This window comes from Ameyamaea chiangmaiensis (assembly GCF_013376175.1).
GTDB lineage: Bacteria > Pseudomonadota > Alphaproteobacteria > Acetobacterales > Acetobacteraceae > Ameyamaea > Ameyamaea chiangmaiensis.
Genome location: NZ_JABXXR010000054.1, coordinates 1 through 17,421, shown reverse-complemented (window position 1 = coordinate 17,421; position 17,421 = coordinate 1). Strand labels below are relative to the sequence as shown.

Genomic DNA, 17,421 nt, shown 5'->3' with positions numbered 1-17,421 from the left:
CCGCGCATCACGATCGCGCACGCCTCCTCCGCCGTCGCGCCGCGTTCCAGAAGGTCGAGCGTCCGGGCGCCCAGACGCGGATCGGTGACGTTCTGGCTCAGGACCGCGCCCACGCCGGCACGGGCATGGGCGCAGCGGGCGGCCACGGCAGGAGAGGACGACGAGACGGCAACCGCGAACTGACCGGTGCGCTGACACCGCGCGGCGATCGAGAAAGTCATGATAATTCCTTGAGGGCGCTGTAACGGGACATCAGGGCGTGCAGGACGCCCGGGATATCGGGGAGGCGAGTGTAGGCGCGCCACGCGACCGATCAAGCACACGCACGGCCAGAAGATAGACCGGCGTCGTCACCAGCAGCCCCACGGCCCACGAGATATCGGCCCCGGCCAGGCGGCGCGCGATCGGCCCGACATAGAGTGGCGTGGACAAAAAGGGTATCTGACAGGCAATACCCACGGCATAGGACAGGAGTGCGGAGACGTTCCAGCGCCCGTAAATCCCCCCGCCCCTGGCGAAAAAGGCGTCCACATCATACGACCCGTGGCACACCACGTAGTAATCGATCAGATTGATGGCAGTCCACGGGACCATCACCGCCATCAAAAGTTCGAGAAATGCCGTGTAGGAATGGAGGAAATTATCCGCCATCGCCAGCGACAGATACGCGGCCAGGCCGGTCAGGCCCAGCGTGACGACGACACGTGCTGCCAGCCCGGCGCGCCAGCGGGACACGAACGTCTGCACGACCGTGATCGTCGACAGCGTGCCGCAATAGACATTCACCGCATTGGCGATGGCGATTGAAAACGACATGACGACGACGACCGGCAGGCTGAACGGGCCGGACACCCAGCCCAGCGTATGCGCCAGATCGCCGTGACCCGCCATCAGGCCCAGTTCCGCGCCCAGGATCGTCGGCAACAGGGAGCCGAGCACGCTGCCGCCGTAGCTGGCCCAGAACGAGGCCCGCACCCCCGACTGATCCGCGCGCAGATAGCGCGACGCGTCGGACACGTAGGGCGCGTAGGCAATCTGCCACAACGCACCGGTCGAGACACTGCCCAGCAGGCCGGTCATCGTCACCTGCCCGGCCGTCCATGCGGACAGCGGTAACAGGGCGGTCGCCCGCCACAGGCAGTACAGGATGGCCGCCCCCCCAAACCACGTCGTCAGGCGCGCGGCCGCGTGAATGGCGTTATAGCCCAGCAACGCGGGCAGGATGGTCGAAGCCACGATCAGCAGGATACCCTGATCGCGGCTGATGGCCGGCACCGCGAGCTGCAGCGACTGCCCCCCCAGCACGCAGTTCGAGGCGGCGAAGCCCACATACATCAGGACCATCATCATTACGATCGGCGCAGCCCCCCAGGAGCCGAACTGCCCGCGCGTCTGGACCATCTGGGGCACACCCAGCCGGGGGCCCTGAGCCGCGTGCAACGCCATGAAGACGCCGCCGACCACCATCCCCAATGTCGATGCCCCGATCGCCCAGAGCAGCGGCAACCCAAACACCGTGGTGCCCAAAGCGCCGGTGGCGACGGTCAGCATCATCAGGTTGCAGCCGAACCACACGGTGAACAGATCACGCGTGCGGCCATGCCGCTCCGAGTGCGGAATGGGGTAGATCGTGTGGGCCTCAAGGGACATCACCCGCCGGGCCGCATCGCCTTGGGAGTCGGCTATGTCGGTACGCACCCGTATCACTCCGCACTGCAGTCGTTACGATGCGGCATGTTCCACCGGCATTGCCGTGCTGGCAAGCGTCCGGACCGCTGGACGGCACCGGACACCGCCTGTATGCGGGGTCACCGCCGGATCGCGCCGCAGAAGGGACCACAGCCTTGCCTGAGACCGCCAAACCGATCGAACGTCTCGCGACCGCCTTGGCGCCGCATTTCGGCGACCGGCTGACCGCCAACAGCGTCGTGCGCGAACAGCACAGCCACGGCGAAGGCTGGCGCTCGCCCGACGCGACGCTGCAGCCCGAGCTCGTGATCTTCGCGGAAACGACCAATGAGGTCGCCCGTGTGCTCCGGGAATGTTCCACGCGCGGCATCGCCGTCACAGCCTTTGGCGGGGGCACCTCGCTGGAGGGCCAGACCACACCGCTACGCGGCGGTGTCAGTCTCGACCTGTCGCGCATGACCCGCGTGATCGAGATGCGTCCCGAGGACATGACGTGCCGCGTCGAAGCGGGCGTCACGCGTCAGGCGCTGAACCACGACCTGCGCGACATGGGGCTGTTTTTCGCCGTCGATCCGGGTGGAGAGGCCACGATCGGCGGCATGTGCGCGACCCGCGCGTCCGGGACCGGCGCGGTGCGCTATGGCACGATCGCCGAAAACGTCTCGGGTCTGACCGTCGTCACGGTCGATGGTCGTGTGCTGCGCACCGGCGGCAGCGTGCGCAAGTCATCCACGGGTTATGACCTGACGCATTTGTTCATCGGCTCGGAAGGCACTTTGGGAATTATTACAGAAATCCAGTTGCGTCTGCACGGCATTCCGGAATCCGTCGTCGGCGCGACATGCCAGTTCGAGACCCTGTCGGACGCGATCGACACCGCCGTGATGGTGATGCAGTCCGGACTGCCGGTCGGCCGGATGGAGTTTCTCGACGAGGTGCAGATGGACGCCTGCATCCGGTATTCGAAGCTCGACGGTCTACGCGCCCTGCCCTCGCTGTTTTTCGAGTTCCATGGCACGCCGACCGCCACGCGCGAACAGGCCGAGACCGTGCGCGCCATCGTCGACGACAATCGCGGGTTCGACTTCCGCTGGTCGGCCAGCGAGGCCGAGCGGCTGGCCCTGTGGAAGGCGCGCCATGCCGCGTACTTCGCCGGTACCGCCTATCGGCCCGGCTGGTCGTGCATGACCACCGACGCCATCGTGCCGATCTCGCGCCTGACCGAGCTGATGACGGGCGCCAAGGCCGACATCGCCGCATCCGGGCTGGTCGCGCCGATCCTGGGGCATGTCGGCGACGGCAATTTCCACACGCTGATCCTCTACCCGCCCGAGCCCGGAGCATACGAGCGGGCCGTCGCGCTGGATCATCAGATCATCGCCCGCGCGCTGGCGCTCGGTGGGTCGGCCAGCGGCGAACACGGGATTGGCATGGCCAAGCAGATGTTCATGACGCGCGAGCACGACGCCAACGCGCTGGACGTCATGCGCGCCATCAAGGCGGCCCTTGATCCCGCCAACCTGCTCAACCCCGGAAAACTTTTGCCACCCGCAGACTGATCAGTTTTCGCCTCGGCGTTACGACGGCAGCAGGGCAAGGACCGTTGTCATCAGGGCATGACCGTCCGGTATCAGCGCAGGCGATGGGCCGAGCGCCACAGCGATCGCAATACCGCCATCGATGCCTTGTTCTCTGTTGGAACGTCGCGAGCGCCACCGTCTTGGACATGGCGTCTCGTCCGCGCCGCCTATCCGGCCCGCAGATGAAAGCGCGTCATTTCGGACGGCACGCCGAGGCGCAGTGCAAAACCGGGCCAGAGGCCAGTCCCGTTGCTGACGTACAGAACAATGCCGCCGACATCGTAACGCCCGGAGACAAAACCTTTATTGCCCCGTGCCACCAGGCGGTCGAGGCCGAGGATCATACCACCGTGTGTGTGGCCCGAAAGCTGAAGCGCCACACCCTGAGCGGCCGCGGCGCGGGCGTCACCCGGCTGGTGATCAAGCAACACGACCGGTGCGTCGACCGGCCGCCCCGCCAGGGCCGCGGTGAGATCTGGCTCCGGCACGCCATGGTGGCGTGCCGATCGGTCGGTGACACCCGCGATCACCAGATGGGCGGCCCCACGCGTGATGACCGTGTGACGGTTTTCCAGCATGGTTAACCCAAGTGCGGACAAGTGGCGCATCCACTCCGCATAATCGAAAAAATACTCGTGATTTCCGGGCACGGCCAAGACACCGTCATGTGCGTGCAGTCGGGCGAGCGGCGCGATGTCGGTGCGGCGCATGGCCACTGACCCGTCGATGAAATCACCGGTCACGACGATCAGATCGGCATCCGCCGCATTGGCGCGGTCCACAACGCCAGACGCCCATCGTGCGGGGAAAAGCCGCGTGAGATGGAGGTCACTCAACTGAAGCAGCCGATAGCCGTCAAACTCCGGCGACAAGCCACGTATGACAACACGCACATCGCGGATCGGCGGAACCCGCACGGCGTTGGCAACGCCAACTGCGCTCAAGAGTGCGGCCGTTCCCCCAACCGCCAAACGCGCATCCGTCCCGATATGAACCGGCTGCCACCGTACGACCGCGATAACCAGCGCCCCGAGATCGAGACCCAACTGGGCCAGCATCAGGAAGAGCAATGTCCCGACCGCCCAGTTGAAGAGCAGGATCACGGGTCTTGGGAACTCCGGAGCGAAGACAGACCCGGAAGAGAGCTTGCTCCAGAACTGATATTGTGACGCCACGACGATGCCGACGGCGACAGGCAGTTTTACAGCCAGAGGCCAAGGCAACGGCCAGAGCCAATTCAGGATGACGACTGCCAGCAGCAGAACAAACACAAGAAAGCGCAAGACAGTCAACATCCCCATGCCTGGTCAGCGTCTATCCCCGTGGCACCCTGACCCGGGGGTTCGTGCCGTCCTGGGCAAACGCGTCGCGCGGCGACCCGTTCCCTCCTTTTTGTACGTAGCGCCTCGACAGGGCGAAGAGCGAAAGCTCCTGCCCGGACGAAAGGCCCTTAGACGTGTTGGCCACCGTTGATGTGGATTTCCGCCCCGTTGATATAAGATGACTGGGGCGAGCACAGGAACAGAATCGTCTCGCCCACTTCGGCCGGAAGACCCAGACGTCGCATCGGGATTTGCTGATCGATGATCGCATCGGTGCCCGGCGACAGCATTGCGGTTGCAATTTCGCCGGGGGCGATAGCGTTGACACGTACGCCATGGGCACCGAACTCATGTGCCATTTCACGTGTAAGCGCGGCCAGAGCCGCCTTGGAACACGCATAGGCGGGCCCCGCGAAAGGGTGCACGCGGCTGCCGACGATGGACGTCACATTGACGATTGTCCCTTGTGCAGCCTTCAATTCCTGAAAAAGACTACGACCGAGTTCAGCGATCGCGAACAGATTGACGTTGAACACGCTCAGCCACGTCTCGGGCGTCGTGTCTCTCACTCCCATACGGCCGCCGTCGGGCAGTTTGGGGGAGATGCCAGCGTTGTTGACCAACGCATGAAGTTTCCCTTCCGGCAGGCGTCGCTTGACTTCCTCTATCAGCCGCTCGACATCGCGGGGGTCGTCCAGATTGGCCTGGAGGTGACTTTCCCGGGCATTTGGCCAACGGCACTCTTCTGAAAATGGCTGTCGCGAGACGGTCAGAATACGCCAGCCCTCAGCCTGGAAGCGCTTGACGGTCGCATGCCCGATACCACGGCTTGCACCCGTCAGAAGCATCACGGGACGATGTGCCATAGACGACGATGATTCAGACATGATGCGCGTTCCAGATCAGACAGTGAGGTGGGGTCAGGCGGACATGGCAATGCTGCTCTCGAGACACGATGCCAGTCTATCGACATTGTGCAGCGAAAAGCACAGGGGCGGCCTGATCTTGAGAACATTGCCCGCCGGGCCACTGTTGCTGATCAGAACACCGTCGGCGCGCATCGCGTTGACGATCGCCGCCGCCCGCACCGCGTCTGGCGCGCCGGTCGCCGTATCCACGATCTCCGCGCCGAGATAAAGGCCCGCGGCTCTGACATCGGCGATGCACGCCTCGCGGGACTGCAGAAACCGGACCGCCTGCTCCATGGCAGCCCCGACGGTCGCCGCGTTTTCCAGCAACCCCTCGTCCCGGATGACATCCAGCACCGCAAGGCCCACGCGGGCCGAGACGGGATTGCCGCCAAATGTGTTGAAATAGCGCGCCTTGTCACCGAACATATCGAAAATCGCCGGCCGCGCGGCGACCGCGCCGATCGGGTGTCCATCCCCGAGCGGCTTGCCCATGGTCACAAGGTCGGGCACCACGCCATGGCGCGCGAAGCCCCACATATGCGTGCCCGTACGACCGACACCGGCCTGCACCTCGTCCGCGATGAAAACGCCGCCGGCCGCGCGCATTTCATCGGCGGCCAGGCGCAAAGCTCCACGTGGAAAAGGCTGGATTCCGTCGGACGAGAAAATGGTATCGACCAACAACGCGCAGGGCGTCACACCGTCGGCGCGCATGCGTTCGAGTGCCGCGCGAACATTCGATGCGAACAGGGTGCCGTCGGCGTTTCCATCGTGGAGGGGGTCGGGCGCCGACACGAAATAGACGTCGTGTGCCGGCGGAGCCCCGGCCCCAAGCGACGGCGACAGACCAGCAGTCAGTTCCGTGACGCCGTGATAGGCATGTTTCGTGATGATGATGCCCGTGCCACCGGTAAAAACCTTCGCGGCACGCAGGGCAAGGTCGTTCGCCTCGCTGCCGGTGCAGGTGAACATCACATTGCCCAGCGCGTCGGGCATCAGTTCGAGCAGCCGTTCCGCATACAGCAGAACGGCTTCGTGCAGGTAGCGTGTGTGTGTGTTCAGCGTGGCGGCCTGCGTCGCCAGGGCCTCGACCACCAGCGGATGGCAATGCCCGACCGACGCGACATTGTTGTAGGCATCGAGATAAGTCTTGCCATCAGAATCGCGCAGCCATACGCCCGAGCCCGATACGAGGTGCACCGGCTCGGTGTAGAACAGGCGATAGGCGCCCCCGAGCAGACGCCGGCGGCGCTCGAGCAGATGGGCGTTGGACGTCATGACAGGTCGTGCTCCGCTGCAAGGGCCGCGCGCACGTGTGGCGTGCCGTCGGACAGGGTTCGAAGTTGGTCGAATAGCGCGACCGCCTTGTCGATACTGCGTCGAATGTAGGCTACATTGTCGGGAAACAGCGACGCGCGCCATTCACCAAGGATGAGCCGGGTCGCAAGTCTGGCCTGCACAAGCGGCAGCAGCATCTCGATCTCGGGGCCGGTCAAGGGCGTGACGGCGTGAAACCCCGCCGCCATGGCAGCGAGAGACGCGATCGGACCTTCCGGAGCGCACATCTGGTAGGACGCCGCGACCGCCAGTTCGTTCACCAGCGGCGCCTCGCAGGCATCACCGAAATCCACCAATCCCGCGACGCGCGTGGGGTCGGTTGCCACGACGGTTATGTTGGACGCGTTGTAGTCGTTATGAATGACCTGGCGCCTAAGCCCGTCGATCCCGGCGCGGCGCAGGGACGCGAAATGTGCGAGAAACGCCAGGACGTGCGTCCGGCGATGCGGATCGCCGATGTGGATGGCAAAGTCGGCGAGTTCATCGACACGACTTGAATCCCACAGGATTCGGCGCCGAGACGCGGAGGTGTCTGTCCCGAGCGAGCGCAGGCGCGTCGCGACACGCGCGATCTGGCGTCCGGTATCGCGGCACAGCGCGAGCGAGGCGGGCGCCTCGGCCAGAGGCAGGCCATCCAGCCACCCGACCAGTCGCATCCGCCATGTCTGGTCGTTGTGTGTCAGGACCGTATCGGCGCGGCCGTCGCGATCACGAATGACGGGCGCGACCGGAACGTCACCGGTATCGACATGGGTCATGATCGCGGTCAGCAGCGCGGTTTCCCCGGCCGTTTCGTTCGCGTTGATGATCTTGAGCGCAAAGCGGTCGCCGTTGCGCGCCGTCGCCTGAAAATTGAGATCCCTCTCGCCGGGAAGAGGTGAAAGCGAAACCTCCAGCCCATAACGGTCGGCAACGGCACGCCGAACGCTGTCCGAAGGGATGGCGGGGGGCGCGGAGGTCAGCTGTGCGATGGCGGTCGAAAACAGGTCGTCGCGCTTCATGGAAAGCAAACTCGTTACTGGCAATTGTCCCGATCCGGAGACGATCAATTTATAACTTATAAATTCGGTTTAGCAATGGCTTTCCGTGCTTGCCGGGCACGTCGGAAACAGGCACGAACGTCCCATGCGGCGTCTCGACCAAGGCAGTCTCTCGAACCAGGCGTACCTCGCCCTGCGTGAAGAACTGATCGCAGGCGGCTTCCGCCCGGGCGCCCGGCTGCTCATGCGCGATCTGGCGGAGCGACTGGGCACCAGCATCACGCCGGTGCGCGAGGCCTGCCAGCGTCTGACCAGTGAACATGGGCTGGAGCTACGCTCTGGTCGCTTCGTGGTGGTGCCTGAGGTGACGCTGGAGCGTTATCGCGAGCTTCGCGTCATTCGCATCGCCCTCGAAGGTCTGGCGGCGGAACGCGCCGCGGCCAATGCCCGCACGGGCGACATCGTCCGACTGCGCGCGATACAGCGCGATTATGAGGACTCCTGGAACCGATCGCGCGACGAGGGGGTCGCACGCCTTAATCGCGCGTTCCATTTTGGCGTCTACGAGTTATCGGGCCTGCCGATACTAGTGCGCCAGATCGAAAATCTCTGGCTGTCCATGGGACCGATCCTTAAACTCTTCCACGAGAGTGTCGGCCCCGACTATGGCGGCTTTGCCTCACATCGCGCGGCGCTGGAGGCACTGGAGCGGCACGACGAGCCAGGCGCGCGAGACGCAATCGTCGCCGATCTCGTCACCGGCGGCGCGGAGATTGAATCCTATATCGCGCGCCTGAAATAACGACGCTCCAATCTGCAACGATACGGAGTGGCACGTCATCACGCGGCGACCGGGATCGGCGTCGGCCGCACGCAGGCTGCGAGGCCGTCAGCTGTTCACCGGCCTGCTGGCCACCGGATCGCGGGCGACTTTCAGAGACACGTCTGAGGCGTAGACGGCGAAATGACGGTAAGGAGAGCCGGCTCGCCCGCGTAACCGCACGAGCGGTCCGGGAGTATCTCCCCCGCGGGAGATAGTCTTCGTGCAACCCGCAAACCTCCGTGAGCCATTACATGTGCTGAAGGACCACGATTTTGCCGCCCTAAGACCTATCAGAAAAGACCGTGTGCACGGACCGTCTGTTCCCGATACCCCCACGAAAACGAGGTTTCGGCACGAGGCACAAGAAAAGAGGCTGTAGGGACACCCACGCATGATATCGTAGCCAGCAGTCGACGGCGCTGCATTACTGTGGCGACGACCATAGCCGAACTTACGACTTAGCGAGCTATTTCAAGGTATTCTGGCGGAGGGGATGGGATTCGAACCCACGGTACGGCTTGACACCGTACAACGGTTTAGCAAACCGCCGCCTTCAGCCACTCGGCCACCCCTCCGCCGGAGAAGCGTGTTTTAACACGGCGTTTGCAGTCCTGCTTCTAGGGGGGATTTCACAGCGCGTCAAATCCCCCCGGGGATTTATTTTCAGTCCCCGGCCCTTAGTCCGCGAGTTGCTTCTTCAACGCCTCGTTGACCAACGCAGGGTTGCCCTTCCCCGCCATCGCCTTCATCGTCTGGCCGACGAAGAAGCCGAACAGCTTGTCCTTGCCGCTTTTGTATTCGGCGACCTTGTCCGCGTTATCGGCTAGAACCCTCGCAATGGCCGCGTCGATGGCACCCGTGTCGGTCACCTGCTTCAGCCCCCTACGCTCCACGATCGCCATGGGTTCGTCGCCGGTGTCGACCATTTCCTCGAACACGTCCTTGGCGATCTTGCCGTTGATCGTCGAATCCGTGATCAACCCCAGCAGCGCACGCAAGGAGGCGGCGCTGACCGGGCTGTCCTCGATCGAGCGGCCGGTCCGGTTCAGGGCAGCGAAAAAATCACCCAGCACCCAGTTGGTCGCAAGACGCGTATCGAGACCACGCGCCACGGTCTCGTAAAAGTCCGCGATCGCCTGCTCCGCCGTCAGCACGCCCGATTCGTAACGGGTAACACCATAGTCGGCCTCCAGCCGCGCCCTTTTCGCATCGGGCAGTTCGGGCAGCGACGCCTTCAACCCCGCGACCCAGCCCTCGTCCAGCACTAAAGGCAGAAGATCGGGGTCGGGGAAGTAGCGATAGTCGTGGGCGTCCTCCTTGCTGCGCAACGAACGCGTCTCGCCGCGACCCGGATCGAACAGGCGTGTCTCCTGATCGACCGTACCGCCACTCTCCCAGACTTCGACCTGACGCTGCGCCTCGGCTTCGATCGCCTGCATCACGTAACGGATGGAATTGACGTTCTTGATTTCACACCGCGTCCGGAACGCCTCGCCCGCCTGACGGACCGACACGTTGACGTCCGCACGCATGGACCCCTCTTCCATGTTGCCGTCACAGGTCCCAAGGTAGCGCAGGATCTGCCGCAGCTTGCGTACATATGCGCCGGCCTCCTCAGGCGAGCGGATATCCGGCTCGCTGACGATTTCCATCAGCGCGACGCCCGAGCGGTTGAGGTCGATGAAGGACCGCGTCGGATCCTGATCGTGCATCGACTTGCCCGCGTCCTGTTCCAGATGCAGGCGCGTGATCCCGATCTCGCGCGTCGCGCCATCGGCCAGTTCGATCTCGATCACGCCGCTGCCGACGATCGGATGCTCGAACTGGCTGATCTGATAACCTTGCGGCAGATCGGCGTAGAAATAGTTCTTCCGGTCGAACCGGCTGACGACATTGATGTGCGCGGCAAGCCCCAGCCCCGTGCGCACGGCCTGCGCCACGCACTCGCGGTTGACGACCGGCAGCATGCCGGGAAAGCCCGCGTCGATGAAGCTGACATGCGTGTTCGGCGCGCCGCCGTACGTGGCCGATGCGCCGGAAAACAGCTTCGCCTGGCTGATGACCTGGGCGTGGACCTCCAGACCGACGACGATCTCCCACGTCCCGGTCCGACCTTCGATGCGATACGTCACGACGCGATTCCAGCCCTGGCGACGTCCGAAGCGCGCAGCGCCGGACGATGAGTGAAGGCGGCAGCACGCTCTAGCGCACTGCCGACGGCGAACAGCGTCTCCTCGTCGAAGAAACGGCCGATCAGTTGCAGACCCAGCGGCAGGCCCTGCGCATCGACGCCAGCCGGCACCGACATGGCGGGCACCCCGGCCATGCTGGCCGGAACCGTGAAGATATCGTTCAGATACATCTGCACAGGGTCGGAGGGCTTTTCGTCCTGCGCGAAGGCCGCCGACGGCGCGGTCGGCGTCAGCAGCACATCCACATCGGCAAACACGTCGGTAAAATCACGCTGGATCAAAGAGCGCACTTTCTGCGCCTTGAGGTAGTACGCGTCATAATACCCGGCCGACAGCACATAGGTGCCCATCATGATGCGGCGGCGCGTCTCGTCGCCAAAACCCGCACGACGGGTGTTCTCATACAGTTCGTCAAGCGTCCCACCCGCGACGCGGGCGCCGAACCGCACGCCGTCATACCGCGCAAGGTTGGACGAACACTCCGCCGGGGCAATGATGTAATAGGTCGCCAACCCGTATTTGGTGTGCGGAAGCGACACATCGACGATCTCGCATCCGGCGTCGCGCAGCCACGCGATGCCCTGCTGCCAGATGGCTTCGATCTCCGCCGGCATGCCCGGCGCGTGGTATTCGCGTGGAATGCCGATCCGAAGTCCCTTCAGGCTGCGCCCACACGCAGCGAGATAATCGGGCACCGGACGATCGACGCTCGTGCTGTCCTGCGCGTCGAACCCGGCCATGGAACCCAGCATCACGGCGCAATCGGCGACGGTCCGCGCCATCGGGCCCGCCTGATCAAGCGAACTCGCGAACGCGATCGTCCCGAAACGCGAGCAGCGGCCGTAGGTCGGCTTGATTCCCGTGATCCCGCAATAGGACGCCGGCTGACGGATCGAGCCACCCGTATCGGTGCCGGTCGCGCCGAACCCCAGACCGGCCGCCACCGCCGCCGCCGAGCCGCCCGACGACCCACCCGGCACCAGCGCCGCATCGCTGCCCGCGCGCTTCCAAGGGTTTTCCACCGGCCCGAAGGCCGAGGTCAGGTTGCCCGACCCCATGGCGAATTCGTCCAGGTTCGTCTTGCCGAGGAACACCGCGCCGTCGCGCCGCAGGTTCGCCGTCACCGTGCTCTCATATGGCGGGACGAAATCGCGCAGAATGTTGCTGGCCGCCGTCGTGCGCACGCCTTTGGTGCAGAACAGGTCCTTGATCCCGACCGGCACGCCGGCCATCGGCCCCGCCTCACCGGCCGCGATCGCGGCATCGGCCTGTGCCGCCTGTGCCAAAGCCTGATCGCCGGTCACGGTGATATAGGCATTCAGACGCGGGTTCAGGGCTTCGACGGCCGCCAGCGCCGCCGTCGTCAGTTCGACCGAGGAGAAGGCCTTGCGCACCAGCCCGTCCCGGGCCTCGACAAGGCTCATGTCCAGGGCGTTGGGGGTATCGGCGGCCATTACTCGACCACCTTCGGCACGGTGAAGAACGCGTCCACGCGATCGGGCGCGTTGGACAGCACATCGTCCCGGCGATCGCCGTCCGTCACCACGTCCTCGCGCATGCGCGGTGTCGCCAGGCCGGTGCCGATCATCGGGGCCACGCCACTGACATCGACCTCGTCGAGTTGTTCGATCCATCCGAAGATGCCGTTGAGTTCACGGGCGAGGCCTTCGGTCTCGTTCTCCTCGATGCCGATCCGGGCAAGACGCGCAATGCGCCGGACGGTCGCGGTGTCTAGCGACATGAAGCAAAAACTTTCCTGCAGAGTGAGGGGGAAATCCCTCGGGAGCCGAAGAAAAACCCTGGCTCCCGGAATGCGGCGCGATCATAAACCCTTCCCATGCCCCTGTTCAATCTCCCCGACCTTCGCGCGCAGTTACCCCCGGACCATCGGCTGCTCGGCATCGACCCCGGCCAGCGTCAGATCGGGCTCGCGCTGTCGGACGTCTCGCTGATGCTGGCCTCGCCGCTGACGACGCTCAAACGCGGCAAGCTGTCCGCCTTCGTGGGCGAGATCACGCGGCTGGGACAGCGCGAGGCCATCGGGGGGTTCATCATGGGGCTGCCGCTCTCGCTCGACGGCGGGTTCGGGCCGGCCGCGCAGGCCGCACGCGACTGGGCGACGTCGCTCAGCGACATGACCGGTCTGCCCGGAGCACTCTGGGACGAGCGCCTGTCCTCCAGCGCGGTCAACCGCATGCTGATCGGCGACATGGACATGACCCGCAAACGGCGGGCCGAAGTCGTGGACAAGGTCGCCGCCGCGTACATCCTTCAGGCGGCACTCGACACCCTGGGCAACCTGCCCGGCGCCTGACGCTCAGCGCCGTCGGCGACGCAACAGAACCCGCACCGCGCCGCGATTGGCCGCGTGCGGATGCACGATGGCCAGCACCAGCCCGCGCAGGTCCGCGCGTCCCAGCCATAACGGCAATTCACGTCGTATCACGCCGCCTTCCGCCCCGCTGCCAAGACCGGTGATGATCTCCACGCAGCGCACTCCGTCCGCCGCGCAGGCCAGCAGAAATGTGTGCAGACGCAGAAAGGCGGCCTGCGCAGCATGGCCATGCAGATCAAGGGTGCGCTGCGGGCGCATCTTGCCGGTCGACAGCGCTCTCCAGCTGGTGTCGTCCACACCGGGCAGACGCTGGCCGACCATCACCGCCGCGGCCGATCGCGTGACGCGCACCGCCGGCGACGTCGGACCGACGGGTACGATCACGCGCTCGGGCCGCGTGCCTGTCCCGACCGGTTCCGCGCGCCTCTGGACGGGCGACGGCGGCGCTTCCGCCCCCTGTTTCAGGGCGGATGACAGGTCGGAGGATCGACGCGGCAGCGGGGCGATATCGCGGACGAACGCCGCCCACAATGCCTCCTCCTCCTGTCTGAGCGCCCGACGTCGCACGCTGTCCCCCGTCCACAGTTCCCGCCAGAGATACCGCGCGGGGACCGTATGGCAAGGGGACGGCTGTCGCGCCCGTCCCCTTCCGCCCTCAGGGAGCGCTGATCTGGTCCAGCGGCGTGCCCTGATACTTGCCGGTCAGCGTCTTCAGGAACGCGACGATGTCGGTCACGTCACGATCGGAGATGGCGTGATCGGGCGTCTGGTAGCGCGCCATCGCGCGCACTGCCTGCTCCAGGGTCGTGGCGCTTCCGTCATGGAAATAGGGTCCGGTCAGGGCGACATTACGCAGGTTGGGCACCTTGAAGCGGTTGTGGTCGGACGCCTCGCCGGTCACATTCTGCCGTCCGTTGTCGACCTTCTGATACGCGGCGTGACGATCGTCGAAATACGGTCCCTCCAGACCCATCGCCTCATAAGCCTGGCCGCCCATCGCCACGCCGGAATGGCAGCCGGAACATCCGACGCTCTTGAACAGGTCGTAGCCACGTTTCTCCTGCGCGGTGATCGCGCCCGCGTCACCCTTGAGATAGAGATCGAACCGGCTGTCCGGCGTGATCAGCGTCTTTTCATACTCGGCAATCGCCGTCGTGATCGTCGTTCTGTCGATCGTGTCGTTGCCGAACGCCGACTGGAACGCCGCGACATAGGACGGATCGGTCCGCACGCGATCGGCCACGCCCGCCCAGTCATGCGAGCCCATTTCAACCGGGTTCATGACCGGGCCGGCGGCCTGGTCGGCCAGCGTCGCCGCGCGGCCGTCCCAGAACTGGCTGGCGTTGAAACCGGAATCAAACACACTCGGCACGTTGATCGGCCCGCGCTGGTGATGGATGCCGTCGGCGGTCACCAGATTGTCGACACCGCCCTTGTTCAGGGCATGGCAGCTCGCACAGCTCAGCGTTCCGTCGCCCGACAGCGCCTTTTCAAAAAACAGACGCTTGCCCAGCGCGGCCTGCGCCTCGTTCACCGCGACGGATTCGGGGATCGGCTGCACCGGCTCCGCCGCAAACGACGCCGCGACACCGGGCGTGGCGTAATGCGTACGGCGGGTCTGGTTGATCCAATCGATGACCGCGTGACGCTGCGCCTCGTCCAGATAGGCGTGCCAGTGCATCAGCAGATACAACGTCGGCGGCATCCGGTTCTGGTTGATCACCTCCTCGATGCGCGACAATTGCTCGACGGATGGTGCGGTGCCGGCCTCGAACGCCGCGAGGACGGGTTCCACGCGGAAATGCCGCAGACCGCTCTGCAAATCCGACGCCATAAGCTGCCGGGCCACGGGCAGATGAAAATAGAAGGGCAGCGTCGTATGCGCCGCGTGGCAGTAATCGCAGCGTGCCTCGCGGAGCACGTTGAACGCTGCCAGCGCGACGGGATCGTGGCGCGTGGGTGACGACACACTCAGCTCCGGCGCACCGGCATGGTCGAAATGGGTCAGATAGGCGACCACGCCACCGTAAGCGACGGCTCCGGCCACAGCCAGACCGCCAAGAAGTTTCCCGATCATCGTATCTCCCTCTGCGCCTGCACCGTGCCTCATCATCCACGGAGGATGGTGGGTCCGGTCTCGGTCAGGCCGCGCGTCGCGGCGAATGGAGGCGGTCTGACACGTTTGCGTGGTCGTGAAAAACAATGAATTTTCATAACGATGATCGATCAGGGCGATGACGCGACGCCGGATGGCCTACATCGTACGGTGAAAAAAACGGCTGAAGGGGCCGGCCTCGTAGCCACCGAACGGCGCGCCTTCGACAAACCCGAACCGCCGATACAGGGCGATCGCCGGTTCGAACGCCGCGCCGCGTCCCGTCTCCAGACTCAGGCGCGTCATCCCCTTGTCCTGCGCGGCGGTGACGATATGCGCCAGTAGCGCACGGCCGACGCCACGGCGCAGACAATCCGGGTGCGTGCGCATCGACTTGATCTCTCCCGCATCCGTCGCCAGCGTTCGCAACGCCCCGACACCGGCGATCGTGTCGCCGAACCACGCCGTCCAGACCGCCATGTCCGGTGCCTGCAACCCGTTCAGGTCGAGCGCGAAGACATAGGCCGAGGGCGTATTGGCGTGCATGCCCGACAGATGGAGCGCCAGCAGGTCGCGCGTCGCGGGATCGTCGAAGTCGGCCGGGCGGATCACCGGCGGTGTAGGCAAGTCACACATCATCGTTCGCCTCCGGGAACGCTCATGGCCAGCAGGTAGCGCGCTTCGGACGGCCCGGGGGCATTGAAACGGGACGGGCCGAACAGTCGGTAGCGGATGCTGTCGCCGGTCGAAAGCGCGAACACCTGCCCCTCGATCGTCAGTCCCAGCAGCCCGGCGAGCATCACCAGATGATGCTCATGACCGGCCACGGCCGGCGCGTCGTAGGCAATCTCCGCCCCCGGCCGAAGCGTGCCCTCGATCACGTCGATCGCGTAACCGGCCGCCGGGGGCGAGACCGCCCGGCGCCGGAAGCCGGTCTCGGTGTCCTCCCAGACGGCCTGATCGGCGCGACGCAGCAGAGCGGACGGGATCGTCTCGGCGTCCGCCATAAGCTGCGACATCGTCCGACCGAACAGCGGACACAAGGTCCCCAGAACAGCGGCTGTTGGGCTCGTCTGGCCTTTCTCGATCCGCGACAGGGTCGCGCGGCTGACGCCGCTCCGCGCCGCGAGGTCGTCCAGCGACCAGTCCCGCGCCCGACGCAGAGCCTCAAGACGGTGCGCGAGGCGATAGTGAATGTGATCTCTCATATATGGGAATATAAATCATATATGAGAACGTTGCCATACGAAGAGTGTTCACGGCCGTCTGCCAGGCCGGTGTCAGATGTCCGTGGATTCCATGGCGCGTATCGCGGCCTGCACCCGCTCACGCGCGATCCCGACATAGGCGGCGTCCGTCTCGATCCCGATCCCGCGCGCGCCTTCCTGCTGGGCCGCCACCAGCGTCGTGCCGGTGCCCATGAAGGGGTCGAGCACCACAGGATCGGGCACACCATGCAGACGCATGCACATGGCCGGAAGGGCGACGGGGAATGTTCCTGGATGGTTGAACTTCTGGGCTCTGGCGCGGACCGTCTCATACGGGATGAACCACGTATCGCCCCGGCAGCGCCGGTCCTGCGCGTGGCCCCGTCGCGCGATGTTCGATTTGTCCTTGTACGGTACCCCGACGTCCAGACGCGCCAGCGGCACATCGCCTCCGCGCGTCAGATGAAAGACGTGTTCGTGGTTGCGATGCACATACCGGGGGGAGTTGACCGGCTTGAAGTGGCCGTAGCTGTCGTCCTCGACCGCGATCGACTTGACCCAGACGATATGATTCTGGAGGTGGAACACCGTTCGCAATCGAACCATGAGTTCGAACGGCAGCCAGGGCTCGGACGATGAACCCGCGATGTTGAGGAAGAACGAGCCACCCGGTTTCATCACCCGGGCCACGGCGCGGCCGACATCGGTCATCCAGTCGAGGTAATCCCCCTCGCCCCGTCGGTCCTGATAGGTGCGATAGGCCAGCCCCAGATTGTATGGCGGGGACGTGATCACGACGTCGATCGAATCCGCCTCCAGCCCGCGCATGACGCGCAGACAGTCGCCCCGAATCAGCGTGTGATCGCCCACCGTTTCACGCCGTGTGCGCACCGGCCGGACCGGCGCTGCCGCCTTGGCCGCGCGCCGGGACGGCTCAGCGGCCGAGGG

17 protein-coding genes and 1 tRNA gene are annotated in these 17,421 nt (G+C 65.0%); 3 read left to right on the top strand and 15 right to left on the bottom strand.

Annotated features, from left to right (window positions below):
- Together HUK82_RS08645 and HUK82_RS08640 are read right to left on the bottom strand one after the other, a co-directional pair.
- Positions 1-221: DUF1028 domain-containing protein (locus HUK82_RS08645; RefSeq protein ID WP_176613584.1), on the bottom strand; the 221-nt coding region annotated here is incomplete at its 3' end.
- A 31-nt stretch (positions 222-252) separates the two neighbouring features.
- On the bottom strand, positions 253-1,698 hold the full coding sequence (locus HUK82_RS08640) for a purine-cytosine permease family protein (RefSeq protein ID WP_264802215.1): 1,446 nt from the start codon (positions 1,696-1,698) through the stop codon (positions 253-255).
- Between the two features lie 146 nt (positions 1,699-1,844).
- On the opposite strand from HUK82_RS08640, the gene HUK82_RS08635 reads away from it, so the two are divergent.
- Positions 1,845-3,248 (top strand): FAD-binding oxidoreductase, encoded by a 1,404-nt coding sequence (locus HUK82_RS08635; RefSeq protein WP_246495020.1) that lies wholly within the window; start codon positions 1,845-1,847, stop codon positions 3,246-3,248.
- 188 nt (positions 3,249-3,436) lie between these two features.
- Here the strand turns inward: HUK82_RS08635 and HUK82_RS08630 are convergent, their stop codons facing one another.
- The 4 genes from HUK82_RS08630 to HUK82_RS08615 all read right to left on the bottom strand — a co-directional run bounded on the left by HUK82_RS08630 (position 3,437) and on the right by HUK82_RS08615 (position 7,841).
- On the bottom strand, positions 3,437-4,564 hold the full coding sequence (locus HUK82_RS08630; protein WP_373318258.1) for a metallophosphoesterase: 1,128 nt from the start codon (positions 4,562-4,564) through the stop codon (positions 3,437-3,439).
- Between the two features lie 155 nt (positions 4,565-4,719).
- Positions 4,720-5,439: an SDR family NAD(P)-dependent oxidoreductase gene (locus tag HUK82_RS08625; RefSeq protein ID WP_246495075.1), complete on the bottom strand. Its 720-nt coding sequence runs from the start codon at positions 5,437-5,439 to the stop codon at positions 4,720-4,722.
- 72 nt (positions 5,440-5,511) lie between these two features.
- Positions 5,512-6,780: an aspartate aminotransferase family protein gene (locus tag HUK82_RS08620; RefSeq protein ID WP_176613581.1), complete on the bottom strand. Its 1,269-nt coding sequence runs from the start codon at positions 6,778-6,780 to the stop codon at positions 5,512-5,514.
- Positions 6,777-7,841: a phosphotransferase gene (locus HUK82_RS08615; protein WP_176613580.1), complete on the bottom strand. Its 1,065-nt coding sequence runs from the start codon at positions 7,839-7,841 to the stop codon at positions 6,777-6,779. Before HUK82_RS08615 ends, HUK82_RS08620 begins: the two co-directional genes overlap by 4 nt.
- A 124-nt stretch (positions 7,842-7,965) precedes the next feature.
- Between HUK82_RS08615 and HUK82_RS08610 the strand changes: the two genes are divergently transcribed.
- Entirely contained in the window at positions 7,966-8,622 is a 657-nt protein-coding gene (locus tag HUK82_RS08610; protein ID WP_176613579.1) for a GntR family transcriptional regulator, read from the top strand.
- Between the two features lie 503 nt (positions 8,623-9,125).
- Here HUK82_RS08610 and HUK82_RS08605 read toward each other — a convergent pair.
- The 4 genes from HUK82_RS08605 to gatC form a co-directional block, all read right to left on the bottom strand.
- Positions 9,126-9,218, bottom strand: a tRNA-Ser gene (locus HUK82_RS08605).
- A 102-nt stretch (positions 9,219-9,320) separates the two neighbouring features.
- Positions 9,321-10,775, bottom strand: a complete 1,455-nt coding sequence (gene gatB / locus HUK82_RS08600; RefSeq protein WP_176613578.1) for an Asp-tRNA(Asn)/Glu-tRNA(Gln) amidotransferase subunit GatB — start codon at positions 10,773-10,775, stop codon at positions 9,321-9,323.
- Positions 10,772-12,259, bottom strand: coding sequence for an Asp-tRNA(Asn)/Glu-tRNA(Gln) amidotransferase subunit GatA (gatA, locus tag HUK82_RS08595; protein ID WP_373318267.1), 1,488 nt, complete (start codon positions 12,257-12,259; stop codon positions 10,772-10,774). Before gatA ends, gatB begins: the two co-directional genes overlap by 4 nt.
- A 29-nt stretch (positions 12,260-12,288) precedes the next feature.
- Positions 12,289-12,576 carry an Asp-tRNA(Asn)/Glu-tRNA(Gln) amidotransferase subunit GatC gene (gene gatC / locus HUK82_RS08590; protein WP_176613576.1) on the bottom strand — a complete coding sequence of 96 codons (288 nt, stop codon included), beginning with the start codon at positions 12,574-12,576 and terminating at the stop codon, positions 12,289-12,291.
- A gap of 96 nt (positions 12,577-12,672) precedes the next feature.
- Between gatC and ruvX the strand changes: the two genes are divergently transcribed.
- Positions 12,673-13,149 (top strand): Holliday junction resolvase RuvX, encoded by a 477-nt coding sequence (ruvX, locus tag HUK82_RS08585; RefSeq protein WP_176613575.1) that lies wholly within the window; start codon positions 12,673-12,675, stop codon positions 13,147-13,149.
- 3 nt (positions 13,150-13,152) lie between these two features.
- On the opposite strand, the gene HUK82_RS08580 is transcribed toward ruvX, so the two are convergent.
- From HUK82_RS08580 to HUK82_RS08560, 5 genes are all read right to left on the bottom strand, one after another.
- Positions 13,153-13,737 (bottom strand): Smr/MutS family protein, encoded by a 585-nt coding sequence (locus HUK82_RS08580; protein ID WP_176613574.1) that lies wholly within the window; start codon positions 13,735-13,737, stop codon positions 13,153-13,155.
- A gap of 88 nt (positions 13,738-13,825) precedes the next feature.
- Entirely contained in the window at positions 13,826-15,244 is a 1,419-nt protein-coding gene (locus HUK82_RS08575) for a cytochrome-c peroxidase (protein ID WP_394367491.1), read from the bottom strand.
- Between the two features lie 180 nt (positions 15,245-15,424).
- Entirely contained in the window at positions 15,425-15,904 is a 480-nt protein-coding gene (locus HUK82_RS08570; protein ID WP_246495022.1) for a GNAT family N-acetyltransferase, read from the bottom strand.
- A complete protein-coding gene (locus tag HUK82_RS08565) occupies positions 15,901-16,473 on the bottom strand; it encodes a helix-turn-helix domain-containing protein (protein WP_176613572.1) in 573 nt (190 codons plus the stop codon). Before HUK82_RS08565 ends, HUK82_RS08570 begins: the two co-directional genes overlap by 4 nt.
- Before the next feature lie 72 nt (positions 16,474-16,545).
- Entirely contained in the window at positions 16,546-17,364 is an 819-nt protein-coding gene (locus HUK82_RS08560; RefSeq protein ID WP_317134857.1) for a DNA-methyltransferase, read from the bottom strand.
- Between the last annotated feature and the right edge of the window lie 57 nt (positions 17,365-17,421).